This window comes from Flavobacterium chungnamense (assembly GCF_039539165.1).
GTDB lineage: Bacteria > Bacteroidota > Bacteroidia > Flavobacteriales > Flavobacteriaceae > Flavobacterium > Flavobacterium chungnamense.
Window position 1 is genome coordinate 1 of record NZ_BAABCS010000020.1, and the last position, 16,356, is coordinate 16,356.

Here is a 16,356-nt window from a genome sequence, read left to right on the forward strand (position 1 = left end):
AGTTAAGCCCGATTGCGCAGATGGTACTGCATAACTGTGGGAGAGTATGTCGCCGCCTTCTTTTTGAAAACCCTATCCATATCGGAGAGGGTTTTTTGTTTTATATCAGTTTTTAGAAAAAATATCTGAACAGAGATTTGTACTTTCGAGGAGTTTAATTTTACCTATCTAAAGTTTATTTTTTCAATGATGTCAGAGTACTGATTTGTTTTATCATTAAATTTTCTAACATATACACAATCACAAACAAATTCAAAATTAATTTGAGTAGTCATAAATTGATCATGTGCTTTTTTCATTCTTTCAGTATCTAATCCTCTAGCAATAGTCATGTGAGCATGAACATTTTTTACTTTAAAACCAATATGTTGATGTAATTCAGTAATAATAGAATTCAAAAATAGTAGAGAAGCATCATCAGGCGAAATAAAAAAAGTATGATGATTAAAAGAATCTAAAGAAGTAAATCTAACTTTTTGAGGAATAATAGTTTTGCAAAAATCTTTTATTTGATTTAAGTAAAGTCCGAGTGCTAATTCATTTTCTAGGTTGATTATCGTAATATGTGCTTCAGAATTAGAACTTCCAAACCATCCAATTTCAGTTTTTAAAGATTTTTTAAATAACTTTATTAAATTTTGTTGTTCTAAAGTAGGGAATATAACTAATGAATACATTGGTATTTGTTTCATTTATTATTTAAATTGTTTTTAAAGTATATTCACACTCATTCTGTATAGGACAATCTGTACATCTTGGGTTAGTTGGTCTGCAAATTTCTCTTCCCAAAAATGAAATAGCCATTCCAATTTCTCCCCAAATTTCCTTTGGCAATAATTGCATTAATTGTTTTTCCACTTTGTTTCCGTCTTTTGCTTCTTCGCAAAGTCCTACTCTTGGTGCAACTCTAATAACGTGTAAATCGGCAATGATTCCTTCAGCAGGTACTTTCATTTCTCGCATAATCACATTTGCAGATTTTCTTCCAATTCCTTTTAAGGCAATTAAATCGTTAAGATTACTAGGTATATTTTTATCATTTTTTAATATCTGAGCAATTTCAATTAACCAACTTGATTTGGTGTTGAAGTTTCTAACTTTGCTTACATAAGGAAACAAATCTTCAATTGTTGCAGTTGACAATATTTCTAAATTTGGAAACTGCGCAAAAAAAATAGGCGCTATTTTATTAATATTTACATCTGAATCTTGAGCCGATAATATTACGGCGACCATCAATTGATATAAGTTCTCATAATCTAAAGGATGCTTTTTTCCTTTATATTTATCTATTAGAGGTTGCAATTTTTCAGCCCAATTATTTGTGTTTTCAAATAATTCCATAATTATTCATTTATATATTCAACAATTCGCTTTATAACATCTGTATTTCCTAATATTTTTCGATGACCTAAATTTTTTGTAATTATCAATTCTGAATTTTTCAAATTTTCTTTAATATTATAAGCAGCTTTGATATTTACATCATCATCAGTTTCATCATGAATTATTAAAACAGGAATTGAAATTTCTTTCGCAGCATTTGAAGCAGAATAATAATTCATTTCAACTCCATATTTTTTTTCAAAATGCTCTATTAATTTGACTCCAATTTCAGATTTTAATTTTAACTTCTTAATAAAATCATTAATAATGTCTTGAATTAAATCACCACTTCCAATGATTACAGCTTTTTTTATTTTCAAATTTTCCCTAATTCCATTTAAAATTGACATTCCTCCAAGTGAGTGACCAATTGCAAATTCAAAAGGTCCGAATTGCTTTTCCAATTCCAAAATAGAAGCAATAAATTCAATCATTATTGACGAATTTCCTTTAGATTTTCCATGCGCAGGTGCATCAAAACTTATTGTAGAATAGCCCAAACCCAATAACTCATCTGCAATTTTAACCAATTGTGTTCCTCTCCCGGACCAACCGTGAACTAATAAAATTCTCTTTGTGCTATTTCCATAATGATAAACTAAAATTTCTTTATTTATTGAAGGAATTAAGATAGCTTTTTGAATACTATTTTTATCCATGTGAAATTCACGTTTAGGAATTTTATATTTTATGGGCGTCGTAAATAATTTTGCTACAAACTTTGTTACTAATTTTGGTGAAATAATCTCTAATAATTTAGCTGTTATCAATATTAGCTTCGGAATTTTCAATGTTTGTACTTGTATTTCTTTATTTTTTGACATTTCAATAATTTTTTATGCAAGTTACTTTATTTTATGTTTTTTTATTAAATTTAGACATCATAAAATTAAACTTAAAAATGTTAAATCAAAAACGAGTAATAATTGAAAATGTTTTGCCTCAATTAGATAATGGGGCATTTTTTATAAAAAGAATTATAGGTCAAAAAGTTACTGTAACAGCAGATATTATTTCTGATGGACACGATGTAATGGAAGCTGTTGTTCAATATAAGTTTGAGAAAAATAAAAAATGGTCAGAAGTTAGAATGAATGCTTTGCCAAATGATGCTTTTGAAGCTACTTTTTCAGTTGAAAAACAAGGTTATTATTCTTATTTTGTAGAAGCTTGGATTGATTATGCCTTGAATTGGCAATACGGAATAGTAAAAAAAATTAATGACAACCAACATGTAAAATCGGAATTATTAGAAGGAGTAGAGTACATAAAACCTTTATTTTCAAAAGTTTCAGCTTCGGATAAAAAATATTTAAATGAAGTTGTTGATTTATTCTCAAATGAAGCTAATTATGAAAAAGCTATCATTGAAGCAGTTTCTAATAAATTAAAAAATATCTTTAAAGAAAATCCTGCCAAATTTTTAGCAAATCAAACCCAAGAGTTAAAAGTTTATGTAGATAGACAAAAAGCATTATTCAGCACTTGGTATGAATTTTTTCCACGTTCTGCTTCAAATGAAGAAGGAAAACATGGAACTTTTAAAGATTGTGAGCAAATTTTACCAAAAGTTGCTAAAATGGGATTTGATACTTTATATTTTCCACCAGTTCACCCAATTGGAGAAGTAAATCGTAAAGGAAAAAATAACGCAACCGATGCACAAGTCGGAGATGTTGGTTCGCCTTGGGGTATTGGTTCGCAATATGGCGGTCATAAATCCATTCATCCAGAATTAGGAACTATTGATGATTTCAAATCATTAGTTAAAAAAGCTAAATCATTGAATATTGAAATTGCAATGGACTTTGCGCTTCAAGCTGCACCAGACCATCCTTATGTTAAAGAATTTCCGCAATGGTTCAAATGGCGTCCAGATGGAACTGTGCAATATGCTGAAAATCCACCCAAAAAATACCAAGATATCCTACCAATTTACTTTGAAAGTGACGACTGGAAAAACCTTTGGAAAGAGTTATTAGATTATGCTTTATTTTGGGTTGAAGAATGTGGAATTAGAGTTTTCAGAGTTGATAATCCACATACAAAACCATTTTATTTTTGGGGTTGGCTTATTGCAGAAGTAAAGAAGAAATATCCAGATGTATTGTTCTTAGCTGAAGCTTTTACACGTCCAAAAATCATGCACGAGTTAGCTAAACAAGGTTTCACACAATCTTATTCTTATTACACTTGGCGAAATACTAAAGCGGAATTACAAGAGTATTTAAACGAACTTACACAAACAAATCAAAAGGAATTTTTCCGTCCAAACTTTTGGCCCAATACACCAGACATTAATCCGTTTCCATTGCAAGGCGCGAATGAAAGTACGCACTTACAAAAATACTTTTTAGCTGCTACATTGTCTTCATCTGTTGGGATTTACGGACCAATATTTGAATATATGGTTTCAGATGCAATTCCTGGAAAAGAAGAGTATATGGATAGTGAGAAATACCAAATTCGTCATTGGGATTGGAATAAAGAAAATAAAATCACGATGCTAATTTCTAAAATTAATCATATTAGAAAAGATCAAACATCATTGCAACAAACCAATAATATTGAATTTTGTGATACTGATAACGACCAAGTTATTGCCTATTACAAATTTGATGACAACAAAGAAAATGAAACCTTAATGATTGCAAGTTTAGATGCTTATTATGTTAAACAAGCTTGGATTAAATTACCATTAAAATCATTAGGAATTCAAGAAGGGCAATCCATTACGGTTATAGACTTAATAACAGGAAACAGTTATAATTGGGACAAAGAATGGAATTTTGTTGAATTACATCCCGTTTTACCATTTCATTTATTTAAAATTCAGAAGTAATTATAAATAACAAATTTACTATAATGAAGAACGATAATCAAGATACTTTTGCTACGCCATTCAAGTTTAAAAACGAATGGAAAGATGCATTCAATGACGATGAGTTTATTAAAATATTCTCTTCGGATATCCTTGAAAACTATATCATAAATAAAAGATGGTATGGTGGAAAAGCTAGTACATTAAAGTATATTGAAGTCGTCGATCATTTTAAAATAACTTCCAAAAAGAATACTTATTACGGTGTTTTATTGGAGGTAAATTTCAAAGAAGCGTTCTTTCAGCACTATTTTATGCCAATAGCTTTCATGACCAATGATGAGTTAGATACCAATACCATCATAGCTCCAGCAAAGTTTGGAAACATTGATGGTTTCCTTGTTGACGCGCTTCATCAAGACGATTTTAGGAGATTACTTTTTGAAAATATTGTAAATGAAACTCAAAATAAATCACTTAATTTAATCTTTCATAAAGGAATAAATTTAATTGATAAAGAATATAAATCTTCTAAATTTATGGGTGTTGAACAAAGTAACACTTCAATAATTTACAATGATACATTTGTGCTTAAAATTTTCAGAAGGATTTATGTAAGCACCAATCCTGATTATGAATTGAGTCGTTTTCTTACCGAAAGGATGCACTATCAAAATACTCCAGCTTATACAGGAAGTATAAATATTGCAATGACCGAAGGAAACATCACCTTAGGATTAATGCAAGAATTAGTTCCAAATCAAGGCGATGCTTGGAAATTTATGTTAGAACAAATGGATGGTGTTTTTGATAATCTTTCCAGAAAGAAAATTAAAATCGACAAACTTCCAAATGTAGAATTGTTCAAACGATTGAAAATCAATGAAATTCCGCCAGAAATTATTGATTGGGTTGGTTTGAGTTTATTTTTAAGAGTACAAACTTTAGCATTGCGAACAGCCGAAATGCACATTGCACTTGGTAGCGACATTCACGAAACTGCTTTTACACCAACTACTTACAACGGTGATTATACCGTTTGGTTAAAAAACAGACTTTTATATCAATTCCAAAATCGATTGAATATCATTGAAAATAGTTTGCACAAACTCGACGGAATGGCACTCGATTTGGCACATCAATTCCTCGAAAATAAAAAGTTAATTCGTAAACATTTCGTAGATTTTGATTGGACTAAAATGAAATCGGAACGCATCAGAATTCACGGTGATTTCCATCTTGGTCAAGTTTTAGTAAATGGTGATGATTTCTATCTGCTTGATTTTGAAGGCGAACCAGAAAGTACAATCCGCGATAGAAAAGTAAAACAACCGCCACTAAAAGACGTTGCCGGAATGTTCCGTTCCTTTCATTACGCCATTTACGCAACCATTTTCAACAATGCCGATAAATACCCATTTGAGCAAGAAGAATTGTTCAAAGCTGGCGAATTATTATTCAAATACCTAGTCGGAGCTTTCCTAGAAACCTATATCGAAAAAGCTCAATCTGGAAATTTAAACATTGGTTACAGCCACGAAATCAACTTTTTACTAAAATATTGCATCCTTGAAAAAGCCGTTTATGAGTTGGGTTATGAGTTAAATTCTCGACCACGATGGGCTGTAATTCCATTGAGAGGTATTCAAACGATTATGGGATATTAATAGTTTATAAACTTTAAAAATTTTTAAAACTCTTTTAGGATTCAATAAAAAATACAAACAATAAAAATGAACCAAGTACAACCACATTCCTTATTTACCGATTTCGACATCGACTTATTCAAAGCAGGAAAACATTTTCAACTTTACGAAAAATTAGGCGCACATCTTATCGAAGTTGACGGAGTAAAAGGCGTTTATTTTGCAGTATGGGCACCATCAGCGCGTTCGGTTTCTGTTGTGGGTAATTTCAATTTCTGGGTTCAAGGTGAGCATCAATTAAACGTTCGTTGGGACGAATCCGGAATTTGGGAAGGCTTCATTCCAGGAATTGATAAGGGAACAACTTATAAATACAAAATTCAGTCTAACAATGGCGGCTTAATCACTGAAAAAGCCGACCCATTTGCTTTATACTGCGAGCATCCACCACATACAGCATCAGTGGTTTGGGATTTAGATTACAAATGGAAAGATTCTAAATGGATGGAAATTCGAAAAGATAAAAACGGATTAGACAAACCATTTTCGGTTTACGAAGTACATTTAGGCTCATGGAAACGCAATGCCGATGGTAAGTTTTTAACTTATATTGAACTTGCAGAACAATTGGTTACCTATGTGAAAGAAACAGGTTTTACTCACGTTGAATTTATGCCAATTATGGAATATCCTTACGATCCATCCTGGGGTTATCAATTGGTCGGTTATTTTGCCCCAACATCACGCTTTGGAAAACCACAAGATTTTATGCTTTTGGTAGATAAATTGCACCAAGCAGGAATTGGAGTAATCTTGGATTGGGTTCCGTCACATTTTCCAGATGATTCTCACGGATTAGGATTTTTCGATGGTTCCAATTTATACGAACATCCAGACAGAAGAAAAGGTTATCATCCCGATTGGAAAAGTTTGGTTTTTAATTATGGGCGAAACGAAGTGCGTTCTTTTTTAATTAGCAATGCTATTTTTTGGTTAAAACAATATCATGTCGACGGTCTTCGAGTAGATGCAGTTGCGTCAATGTTATACTTAGATTATTCAAGAAAAGATGGCGAGTGGGAACCAAATATTTTTGGAGGAAGAGAGAACTTAGATACCATCAGTTTTTTAATTGATTTTAATGAAGCTGTTTATGCTAATTTTACTGATGTTCAAACTATTGCTGAAGAAAGTACTAGTTTTCCAATGGTTTCGCGACCAACCTTCCTTGGTGGTTTAGGCTTCGGAATGAAATGGATGATGGGTTGGATGCACGATACTTTGCAATATTTTGCCAAAGAAAGTGTGTACAGAAAATACCATCAAAACGATATAACTTTTTCTATGACTTATGCGTTTACAGAGAATTTTATGTTGCCACTTTCTCACGACGAAGTGGTTTATGGAAAACATTCCATTCAAGGTAGAATGCCAGGTGATGAATGGCAACGATTTGCAAATCTTCGATTACTTTACGGATACATGTTCACTCATCCAGGAGCAAAATTATTGTTTATGGGAAGTGAATTTGGGCAAACATCAGAATGGAATTTTGAAGGAAGTTTAGACTGGCATTTATTGCAATATAGTTTCCATGATGGAATAAAAAAATGTATTACCGATTTAAATGCATTGTATAAAAGTTATCCTGCATTATATGAAAAACAATTTTCTGCTGAAGGTTTTGAATGGATTAATTATTCAGATAATGAAAATTCAGTTTTAGCTTATATTCGTAAAGGAAATAAAGAAAAAGAAAACTTAATTGTTGTTTGTAACATGACACCTGTTGTTCATGAAAATTATCGAATAGGAATTCCTAGAAAAGGAAAATTAACCGAAATTTTCAATTCTGACAAAGAAGAATATAATGGAAGTGGAGTAAGTAATATAAAACCAATAAAAATTGATACAATTCCATGGAATGGCAGAGAATTTTCAGTAGAATTAGCATTACCACCTTTAGGAATTTGTGTTTTTAAATTCTGATAGATTAACAAAAAGACGCAATGGAAATTATAACTCATTGCGTTTTTTTATTTCTTTTTTTGATTTATAAGTAATCGCAAACGTTATCGTTAAAAACTACTTTAATTACTTTTGAAAATTCGATACTACATTCGTATTTTCGCAACTTGTCTTAAAATTAAACTATGATAATTAATACCGAACTTGAGTACAAAGGCGATTTATTTCCGTCACAAATTATAGCATACAAGCACGAAGTAGATTCAATAGATTTTCATACTGATAATAATGTTATTTTGCGTGTTACTGTGCTTCGAGATAGTATGATTCGTTTTCGTTTTACAGCCAAAGGATATTTCAGCAATGACTTTTCTTACGCTATTGACAAAACACAATCTCACGGATATAATGTTTTAGAAGTTACTGAAGAAACAGATCATTACAGAATTAAAACTTCCAAAGTTTATGTTGTAGTACAAAAGCACGATTGTCGTGTTGGAATTTACGAATTAGATGGAACTACAATTCTAGAAGATGAAATTGGTTTTCATTGGGAAGAATGTTACGAATATGGTGGTAACATCGTAAAAATGAGTAAAACATCTCATGATGGTGAGAGTTTTTATGGATTAGGTGACAAACCAACTAATTTCAATTTAAAAGGAAAACGTGTCGAAAATTGGGCTACTGACCAATATGCTTTTGCAAAAGATCAAGAACCTTTATACAAAGTAGTACCTTTTTATATAGGTCTACACCATAACAAAGCTTACGGAATTTTCTTTGATAATACGTTCCGTTCGTTTTTTGATTTTAGTCATGAAAGAAAAGGAGTAACTAGTTTTTGGGCAGATGGTGGAGAAATGAATTACTATTTCATATACGGGCCAAAAATGAGTGATGTAGTTACCACTTATACCCATTTAACTGGAAAACCAGAATTGCCACCACTTTGGACATTAGGTTACCAACAATGTAAATGGAGTTATTATCCAGAAGCAAAAGTCAAAGAAATCACTGGTAAATTTAGAGAGCTTCAAATTCCATGTGATGCTATTTATTTGGATATCGATTATATGGATGGTTTTCGTTGTTTTACTTGGAATAAAGAATATTTTCCAGATCCAAAACAAATGGTTGCTGATTTAGCAAAAGACGGATTCAAAACAGTTGTAATAATAGATCCAGGAATTAAAATTGACAAAGATTATTCAGTTTATCAAGAAGCTTTGGAAAAAGATTATTTCTGCAAAAGAGCTGACGGACCTTATATGAAAGGAAAAGTTTGGCCTGGCGAATGTAATTTTCCAGATTATACCAATCCAGAAGTTAGAGAATGGTGGGCAGGATTATTCAAAGAATTAATTGCCGAAATAGGAGTAAAAGGTGTTTGGAATGATATGAACGAACCAGCAGTAATGGAAGTTCCAACAAAAACATTTCCACTTGATGTGCGTCATAATTATGATGGAAATAATTGCAGTCACAGAAAAGCACACAATGTATACGGAACTCAAATGGCACGTGCTACTTATGAAGGTGTAAAACGATTTGCATATCCAAAACGACCTTTTGTAATCACACGTTCTGCTTATTCAGGAGCACAAAGATACACTTCATCTTGGACTGGTGATAATGTAGCCACTTGGGAACATTTGTGGGTTGCCAATGTACAAATGCAACGTATGTCAATTTCAGGAATGGGATTCACAGGTTCAGATATTGGCGGTTTTGCAGAACAACCATCCGCGGAATTATTTGCACGTTGGATTCAATTAGGGGTTTTTCATCCATTTTGTAGAACACATTCATCAGGACATCACGGCGAACAAGAACCATGGAGTTTTGGTGAGGAAGTAATTGATATAACACGAAAGTTCGTTGAACTACGTTATCAATTATTACCTTATTTATACACCATGTTTTGGCAATATGTTAATGATGGAGTTCCAATGCTGAAACCATTAGTATATTTTGACCAAAATGATGCTCAAACACATTACAGAACTGATGAATTTATTTTCGGAAATCAAATTTTAGTTTGCCCAATTTTAGAACCAAATGCTCTAGGAAGAAGAATGTATTTGCCAGAAGGAAATTGGTACAATTACTGGACAAATGAATTAGTAAAAGGTAAAAAAGAACTTTGGGTAGCAACTGATTTTGATCAAATTCCAATATTTGTAAAAGAAGGTGCAATTATTCCTAAATATCCAGTGCAACAATATGTTGGACAAATTGAATCTCCAGAATTGTCATTAGATGTTTACTTTAAACTAGGAAAAGAAAAATCCTATGTTTATGAAGATGCTCAGGATGGATATGACTATAATAAAGGAAGATATAGTTATAAAACATTCGCTTTAAATGGAAAGGAAAATGAACTTTTCATTACGCAACATAAAGAAGGAACTTTTGAAACCCAATATCAAACAATTAAAATAAATTTAAAAGGATTGCCCTTCAAAATTAAAGGAATTGAAATTGATAATGAGAAAATCATATTCGATAAAGATTCGTTAATTCTTGAAAATGGCTTAATTGTTGATAAAGATTTTACAGAATTGCACTTTATCGGCGTTTAATTTTGTACATTTAAGTTAAATAAAAACAATTATGAGTTATAAAAAATACACAATTGGTTTTTTCGCACTTGCATTACTGATTTCTTGTGCTAAAAACCCTTTTACCGGAAAAAACACTTTGGCATTAGTTTCTAATAGTGAGATTTTACCTTCTGCTTTTCAACAATACAATCAGTTTTTGTCTGAAAACAAAGTTATAGCTGGAACTGCTGAAGCAAAAAAAGTAGAGTCTATTGGAACAAAAATTAAAGTTGCTGCTGAGCGTTGGTTAAATGCTAATGGACAAACTGGTTATCTTAACGATTATCAGTGGGAATATAAACTTGTAGAAGATAAAGCCGTAAATGCTTGGTGTATGCCAGGTGGAAAAATTGTTGTTTACTCAGGAATTTTGCCAGTTACAAAAGATGATACTGGTTTAGCAACTGTTATGAGCCATGAAGTTTCGCACGCACTTGCCAATCATGGTCAACAAAGAATGAGTGCAGGATTATTACAACAATTAGGTGCTGTTGGAGTAGGTGTTGCGGTTGGAAATAAAAGCCAAGAAACGCAACAATTAGCAATGACTGCTTATGGTCTTACAACAGAATATGGAGGAATGTTGCCTTTTAGTAGAAATCACGAAAGTGAAGCAGATAGAATTGGTCTTATTTTAATGGCAATTGCAGGTTACAATCCAGATCAAGCGGTAACTTTTTGGGAAAGAATGTCAGCCAATGCTGGAGGACAGGCACCACCAGAATTTATGAGCACACACCCATCAGATGCAACAAGAATAGCTCAAATAAAAGCATTAATTTCAGAAGCTAAAGCCGAAGCTGCAAAATTTGGAGTAACATTTAAATAATATTCCAGTAATAAAAAAAGAGTATATTTGAATCTGTCAATTTTTTGACAGCTTTTTTTATTATAACTTTTAAAATTATATTATGCCAAATCTAGAAAAAGGAAATCCTAAATTAATTAATGCCTGGGCTTTTTACGATTGGGCTAATTCTGTTTATAGTTTAGTTATTGCAACAGCAGTTTTTCCTATTTATTATGAGTCAATTACTGGAGAAAATGGCGGAATTGTTCACTTTTTAGGAACTGATTTTCACAATTCTACTTTATTGTCCTACTCATTATCCCTTTCGTTCTTGATAGTTGCATTTATTTCTCCAATACTCTCTGCAATTGCGGATTATACAGGAAATAAAAAAAGATTCATGCAGTTTTTCTGTTACTTAGGTTCATTTTCAGTAATGAGTTTGTTCTTTTTTACGGATGTTGAGAATTTATGGATAGGAATTGTTTTTACTATTTTAGCAAGTATAGGTTTTTGGGGAAGTTTTGTTTTTTACAATTCGTATTTACCTGAAATAGCTCATCCTGAACAGCAAGATAGAGTTAGTGCCAAAGGATTTATGTTTGGATATACGGGTTCTGTTTTATTACTAGCATTTAACTTAGTGATGGTTATGAATCCTGAATTATTTGGAATAAAAGATCCAACTCTTCCTGCTAGAATTTCTTTTTTGATGGTTGGAATTTGGTGGATGGGATTTGCACAAATTACTTTTTATCATTTACCTAATAATGTATTTCATAAAAAACCTGAAAAAGATTTTATTTTTAAAGGTTTTAAAGAACTTAAAGGTGTTTTAATAGCTTTAAAAAACCAAGTTAGTTTAAAACTATTTCTTACTGCTTTCTTTTTTTACAGTGTAGGAGTTCAAACAATTATTTTATTATTAGGTATTTATGTTAAAAAAGAATTAAATATTGATACTAGTAAACTAATAATAATAATACTTTTAATTCAAATTGTTGCTATTTTAGGAGCATTTTTGTTTTCTAGAATTTCTGATAAGATTGGCAATATTAGAACTTTGAAAATAACAATTGCAATATGGGGAATTGTTTGTTTGGCAATTTTTTTTACCAATGCAAAAAACGAGTATATTGATTTCCAAGTATATTTACTTGGAGCTAGTATTGGTATGGTTTTAGGTGCAATTCAGTCTATTTCTCGTTCAACATATTCCAAATTATTGCCTGAAACCGAAGACCATGCTACTTATTTTAGTTTTTATGATGTAACTGAAAAAATAGCTATTGTTTTAGGAACATTTATTTTTGGTTTTGTAGGAGCTATTTACGATTCTTTAAAAAATTCAATTTTTATTTTAGCAATTTTCTTTTTGTTGGGTTACATTGTACTAAGTTTGATGAAGAAAAATCCTTACTTGTCTAAATGACAATTGAGTTAAAGTAATTTCTAAATCCAAAAAAATAATTATATTTGAACAAATAATTAATAAAGATGAAAAAGAATAAAATATTTTCAATTTTCACATTTCTGTTTATAGTGTTTTCTTTTATCTCTTGTGATAATGAACCCATAGACCCAACTTTGTTACAACAAATTAATAGTAACAACGGAAATAATGGAGGAGGAGGAAATGGAGGTAATCCAACAAATGGTATTTTTAAAGTAGATTTTGGAGGTCAAACTTGGGAGGCTAATGATACTGAGGCAATAATGTATTCTAGTGCTATTCAAATTGGAGGACTCAAAACATCTAACGGACAAACATTTGCATTTGCTTTAAATGGTAATACCGTTGGAACTTATGATTCAACATCTAACTTAATAGCTTACGATGCAAACAATAACTCTAATGGCGATGTTTATTGGGCTGTTAATCCAACTAATCCATCGGTTTCAGCAGGAACAGTTACTATAACAAATATAGATACTGTAAACAAAAAAATCTCAGGTACATTTAGTTTTACAGGTTATTGGTCAGATACATCAGTGTCTAATGTTCCGCCAATTAGTTTTACAAACGGAGTTTTTACAAATATTCCTTATACAGCAGGTACTAATACTTCAACAGATCTATTCTATGCTAAAGTTGATGGTACAGAATTTGTTGAGGACCAAATAGATGTTTCTGAAGTAATTGCTTCAGGTTTTCCAGATTCTTATAGTATTGTTGGTGCAAAAGCTGATGGACAAAACGTTGGTTTAAGAATCTCTAAAGCATTAGGTGTTGGTACTTATAACTTTTCTGGACCTTTTAATCAAAATTTAACGTCAACATGTGTATTTAATAGTCTTTTATATACATCTGATACGGGTGCATTGACAATCTCAGAAAAAACAGCTACTCGAATGAAAGGTACGTTTAGTTTAACAGTGAGTAATTTTACAACTTCTCAAACAAAAACTATAACACAAGGTTCTTTCGATGTAGAATTACCATAAATAATTAAAATTTAAAATTCAAAAATCCGTCGAAATGGCGGATTTTTTTTGTGGCACAATCATTGTTTAAATAGTAAAGATGCTGCTTAAATGCTTAAATTATATTTTTTCAGCATTATTTCAATGCAATACATCGATTTTAATTTATAGAATCTTTTACAAAACCTATATTTGTTACCAAATTGTAAATAATTAAATGTCATATTGACTCAATATATACCTATGTCAAATCAAAAAATAATCGCCTTTGACAATTTGTCACTTCAAGAATTCGATTCTGAAGCCGAATTGATTCCTCTTTTAACACCAGAAGACGAAGAAGAAATGACTAATGAAGAATTGCCTTCTTCATTACCAATTCTGCCATTAAGAAACACTGTTTTATTTCCAGGAGTTGTAATTCCAATTACAGCAGGACGAGATAAATCTATTAAACTTATCAATGAAGCTAATGCAGGTAATAAAATAATTGGTGTTGTAGCTCAAAAAAATGAAGAAGATGAAGATCCTTCTAAAGATGATATACACCATGTGGGAACAGTTGCCAGAATTCTTAGAGTTTTGAAAATGCCAGATGGCAATATAACGGTTATCCTTCAAGGTAAAAAACGATTCGAAATTGACTCTATTGTTTCTGAACTACCTTTTATTACTGCCAATATTAAAGAAGTGCAAGAAAAAAGACCAGGTAAACATGATACTGAGTTTGATACAATTATAGATTCAATTAAAGAATCAGCAATAGAAATAATAAAAGAAAGTCCAAATATTCCTACTGAGGCAACATTTGCTATCAAAAATATAGAGAGTCAATCCTTCTTAATCAATTTTGTTTCTTCCAATATGAATCTTTCAGTTGAGGAAAAACAGAATTTATTAATGATGAATGTTTTAAAGGAAAGAGCTCTTGAAACTTTACGTTATATGAATGTAGAGTTACAAAAACTTGAACTTAAAAATGATATTCAATCTAAAGTTCGTTTCGATTTAGACCAACAGCAACGTGAATATTTCTTGCACCAACAAATGAAAACCATTCAAGAAGAATTGGGTGGTGTTTCTAATGAGCAAGAATTTGAAGAAATGCGTCAACGTGCCAAAACAAAAAGCTGGGATGAAAAAACAAGTAAACACTTTGAAAAAGAATTTTCTAAGTTGCAACGTATGAATCCACAAGCACCTGATTTTGGTATTCAAAGAAACTATCTTGACTTATTTTTAGATTTGCCTTGGAATAAATTTTCAAAAGATAACTTTGATTTGAAACACGCTCAAAAAGTTTTAGACAGAGATCATTTTGGATTAGAAGATGTAAAGAAACGAATGATTGAGCATTTGGCAGTTTTAAAATTGCGAAATGATATGAAATCACCAATTATATGTTTAACTGGACCTCCAGGTGTCGGAAAAACATCGATTGGAAAATCTGTTGCTGAAGCATTAGGAAGAGAATACGTTAGAATTTCATTAGGTGGTTTAAGAGACGAAGCAGAAATTCGTGGGCACAGAAAGACCTACATAGGTGCTATGCCAGGAAGAATAATACAAAGTATTAAAAAAGCAACTACTTCAAATCCAGTATTTATTTTAGATGAAATTGATAAGTTGTCTGTAAGTAATCAAGGTGATCCATCATCAGCGCTTTTGGAAGTTCTAGATCCTGAACAAAACAATGCTTTTTATGATAATTTCCTTGAAATGGGATATGATTTATCTAAAGTAATGTTCATTGCGACATCCAATACAATGTCAACTATCCAACCTGCATTAAAAGATAGAATGGAAGTTATAAAAATGGCTGGATATACAACGGAAGAAAAAGTTGAAATAGCTCGCCAACATTTATTTCCAAAGCAGTTGAAAGAACACGGATTAACAACAAAAGATTTAACAATTGGTAAAAAAGAATTAGAAAAGATTGTTGAAGGTTATACTCGTGAATCGGGTGTGAGAAGTTTGGAGCAAAAAATTGCACAAGTGATAAGAAATGCTGCAAAATCAGTAGCAATGGAAGAAGAGTATAACAAAAAAGTTACTTCAGAAGATATTTTAAAAGTTTTGGGTTCGTCTAAATTAGAACGTGATAAAGCTGAAGGGAATGACGTTGCAGGAGTGGTAACAGGATTAGCTTGGACTTCTGTTGGAGGAGATATTCTTTTTATTGAATCCTTGATTTCTAAAGGGAAAGGAACTCTTACTTTAACTGGAAATTTAGGCACGGTAATGAAAGAGTCTGCTACAATTGCCTTAGAATACATCAAAGCAAATGCAGAACTTTTCGGATTAGATCAAGAAGTTTTGACCAAATACAACATTCACTTACACGTTCCTGAAGGAGCTACTCCTAAAGACGGACCAAGTGCTGGTATTGCAATGTTAACATCATTAGTTTCATTGCTAACTCAACGCAAAATCAAAAAAGGTTTAGCCATGACAGGTGAAATTACTTTAAGAGGAAAAGTTTTGCCTGTTGGAGGAATTAAAGAAAAAATTCTTGCAGCTAAAAGAGCAAATATTAAAGAAATCATTCTTTGTCAAGACAATAAAAGCGATATTGAAGAGATTAAATCAAATTATCTAGATGGATTAACTTTTCATTATGTGAAAGAAATGAGTGAAGTTATTGATATAGCATTAACCAATCAAAAGGTTAAAAATGCAAAAGTTTTAGATTAATTTCATTAAAAAATAGTT

At 31.4% G+C, this 16,356-nt stretch carries 11 protein-coding genes; 8 read left to right on the plus strand and 3 right to left on the minus strand.

Going from position 1 to position 16,356, the window contains the following annotated elements; translation table 11 throughout:
* Positions 1-164: 164 nt before the first annotated feature.
* From ABD771_RS10480 to ABD771_RS10490, 3 genes are read right to left on the minus strand one after another with little or no spacing between them, the layout of a single operon-like run.
* Positions 165-692, minus strand: a complete 528-nt coding sequence (locus ABD771_RS10480; RefSeq protein ID WP_345094272.1) for a 2'-5' RNA ligase family protein — start codon at positions 690-692, stop codon at positions 165-167.
* A gap of 7 nt (positions 693-699) precedes the next feature.
* Positions 700-1,344 (minus strand): endonuclease III domain-containing protein, encoded by a 645-nt coding sequence (locus ABD771_RS10485; protein WP_345094274.1) that lies wholly within the window; start codon positions 1,342-1,344, stop codon positions 700-702.
* A 2-nt stretch (positions 1,345-1,346) separates the two neighbouring features.
* Complete coding sequence (locus ABD771_RS10490; RefSeq protein ID WP_345094277.1) at positions 1,347-2,210, minus strand: alpha/beta fold hydrolase; 864 nt, start codon at positions 2,208-2,210, stop codon at positions 1,347-1,349.
* 77 nt (positions 2,211-2,287) lie between these two features.
* On the opposite strand from ABD771_RS10490, the gene ABD771_RS10495 reads away from it, so the two are divergent.
* From ABD771_RS10495 to lon, 8 genes are all read left to right on the plus strand, one after another.
* Complete coding sequence (locus ABD771_RS10495) at positions 2,288-4,228, plus strand: alpha-1,4-glucan--maltose-1-phosphate maltosyltransferase (RefSeq protein WP_345094280.1); 1,941 nt, start codon at positions 2,288-2,290, stop codon at positions 4,226-4,228.
* 23 nt (positions 4,229-4,251) lie between these two features.
* Positions 4,252-5,874: a trehalose synthase gene (locus ABD771_RS10500; protein ID WP_345094282.1), complete on the plus strand. Its 1,623-nt coding sequence runs from the start codon at positions 4,252-4,254 to the stop codon at positions 5,872-5,874.
* A gap of 66 nt (positions 5,875-5,940) precedes the next feature.
* Positions 5,941-7,842, plus strand: coding sequence for a 1,4-alpha-glucan branching protein GlgB (gene glgB / locus ABD771_RS10505; protein WP_345094285.1), 1,902 nt, complete (start codon positions 5,941-5,943; stop codon positions 7,840-7,842).
* Between the two features lie 164 nt (positions 7,843-8,006).
* Positions 8,007-10,406: a glycoside hydrolase family 31 protein gene (locus tag ABD771_RS10510; protein WP_345094287.1), complete on the plus strand. Its 2,400-nt coding sequence runs from the start codon at positions 8,007-8,009 to the stop codon at positions 10,404-10,406.
* 31 nt (positions 10,407-10,437) lie between these two features.
* Entirely contained in the window at positions 10,438-11,256 is an 819-nt protein-coding gene (locus tag ABD771_RS10515; protein WP_345094290.1) for a M48 family metallopeptidase, read from the plus strand.
* Positions 11,257-11,338: 82 nt separating this feature from the next.
* Positions 11,339-12,649, plus strand: a complete 1,311-nt coding sequence (locus ABD771_RS10520; RefSeq protein WP_345094292.1) for an MFS transporter — start codon at positions 11,339-11,341, stop codon at positions 12,647-12,649.
* 65 nt (positions 12,650-12,714) lie between these two features.
* Positions 12,715-13,662, plus strand: a complete 948-nt coding sequence (locus ABD771_RS10525; RefSeq protein ID WP_345094295.1) for a DUF6252 domain-containing protein — start codon at positions 12,715-12,717, stop codon at positions 13,660-13,662.
* 222 nt (positions 13,663-13,884) lie between these two features.
* On the plus strand, positions 13,885-16,338 hold the full coding sequence (gene lon / locus ABD771_RS10530) for an endopeptidase La (protein ID WP_345094297.1): 2,454 nt from the start codon (positions 13,885-13,887) through the stop codon (positions 16,336-16,338).
* Positions 16,339-16,356 lie beyond the last annotated feature (18 nt).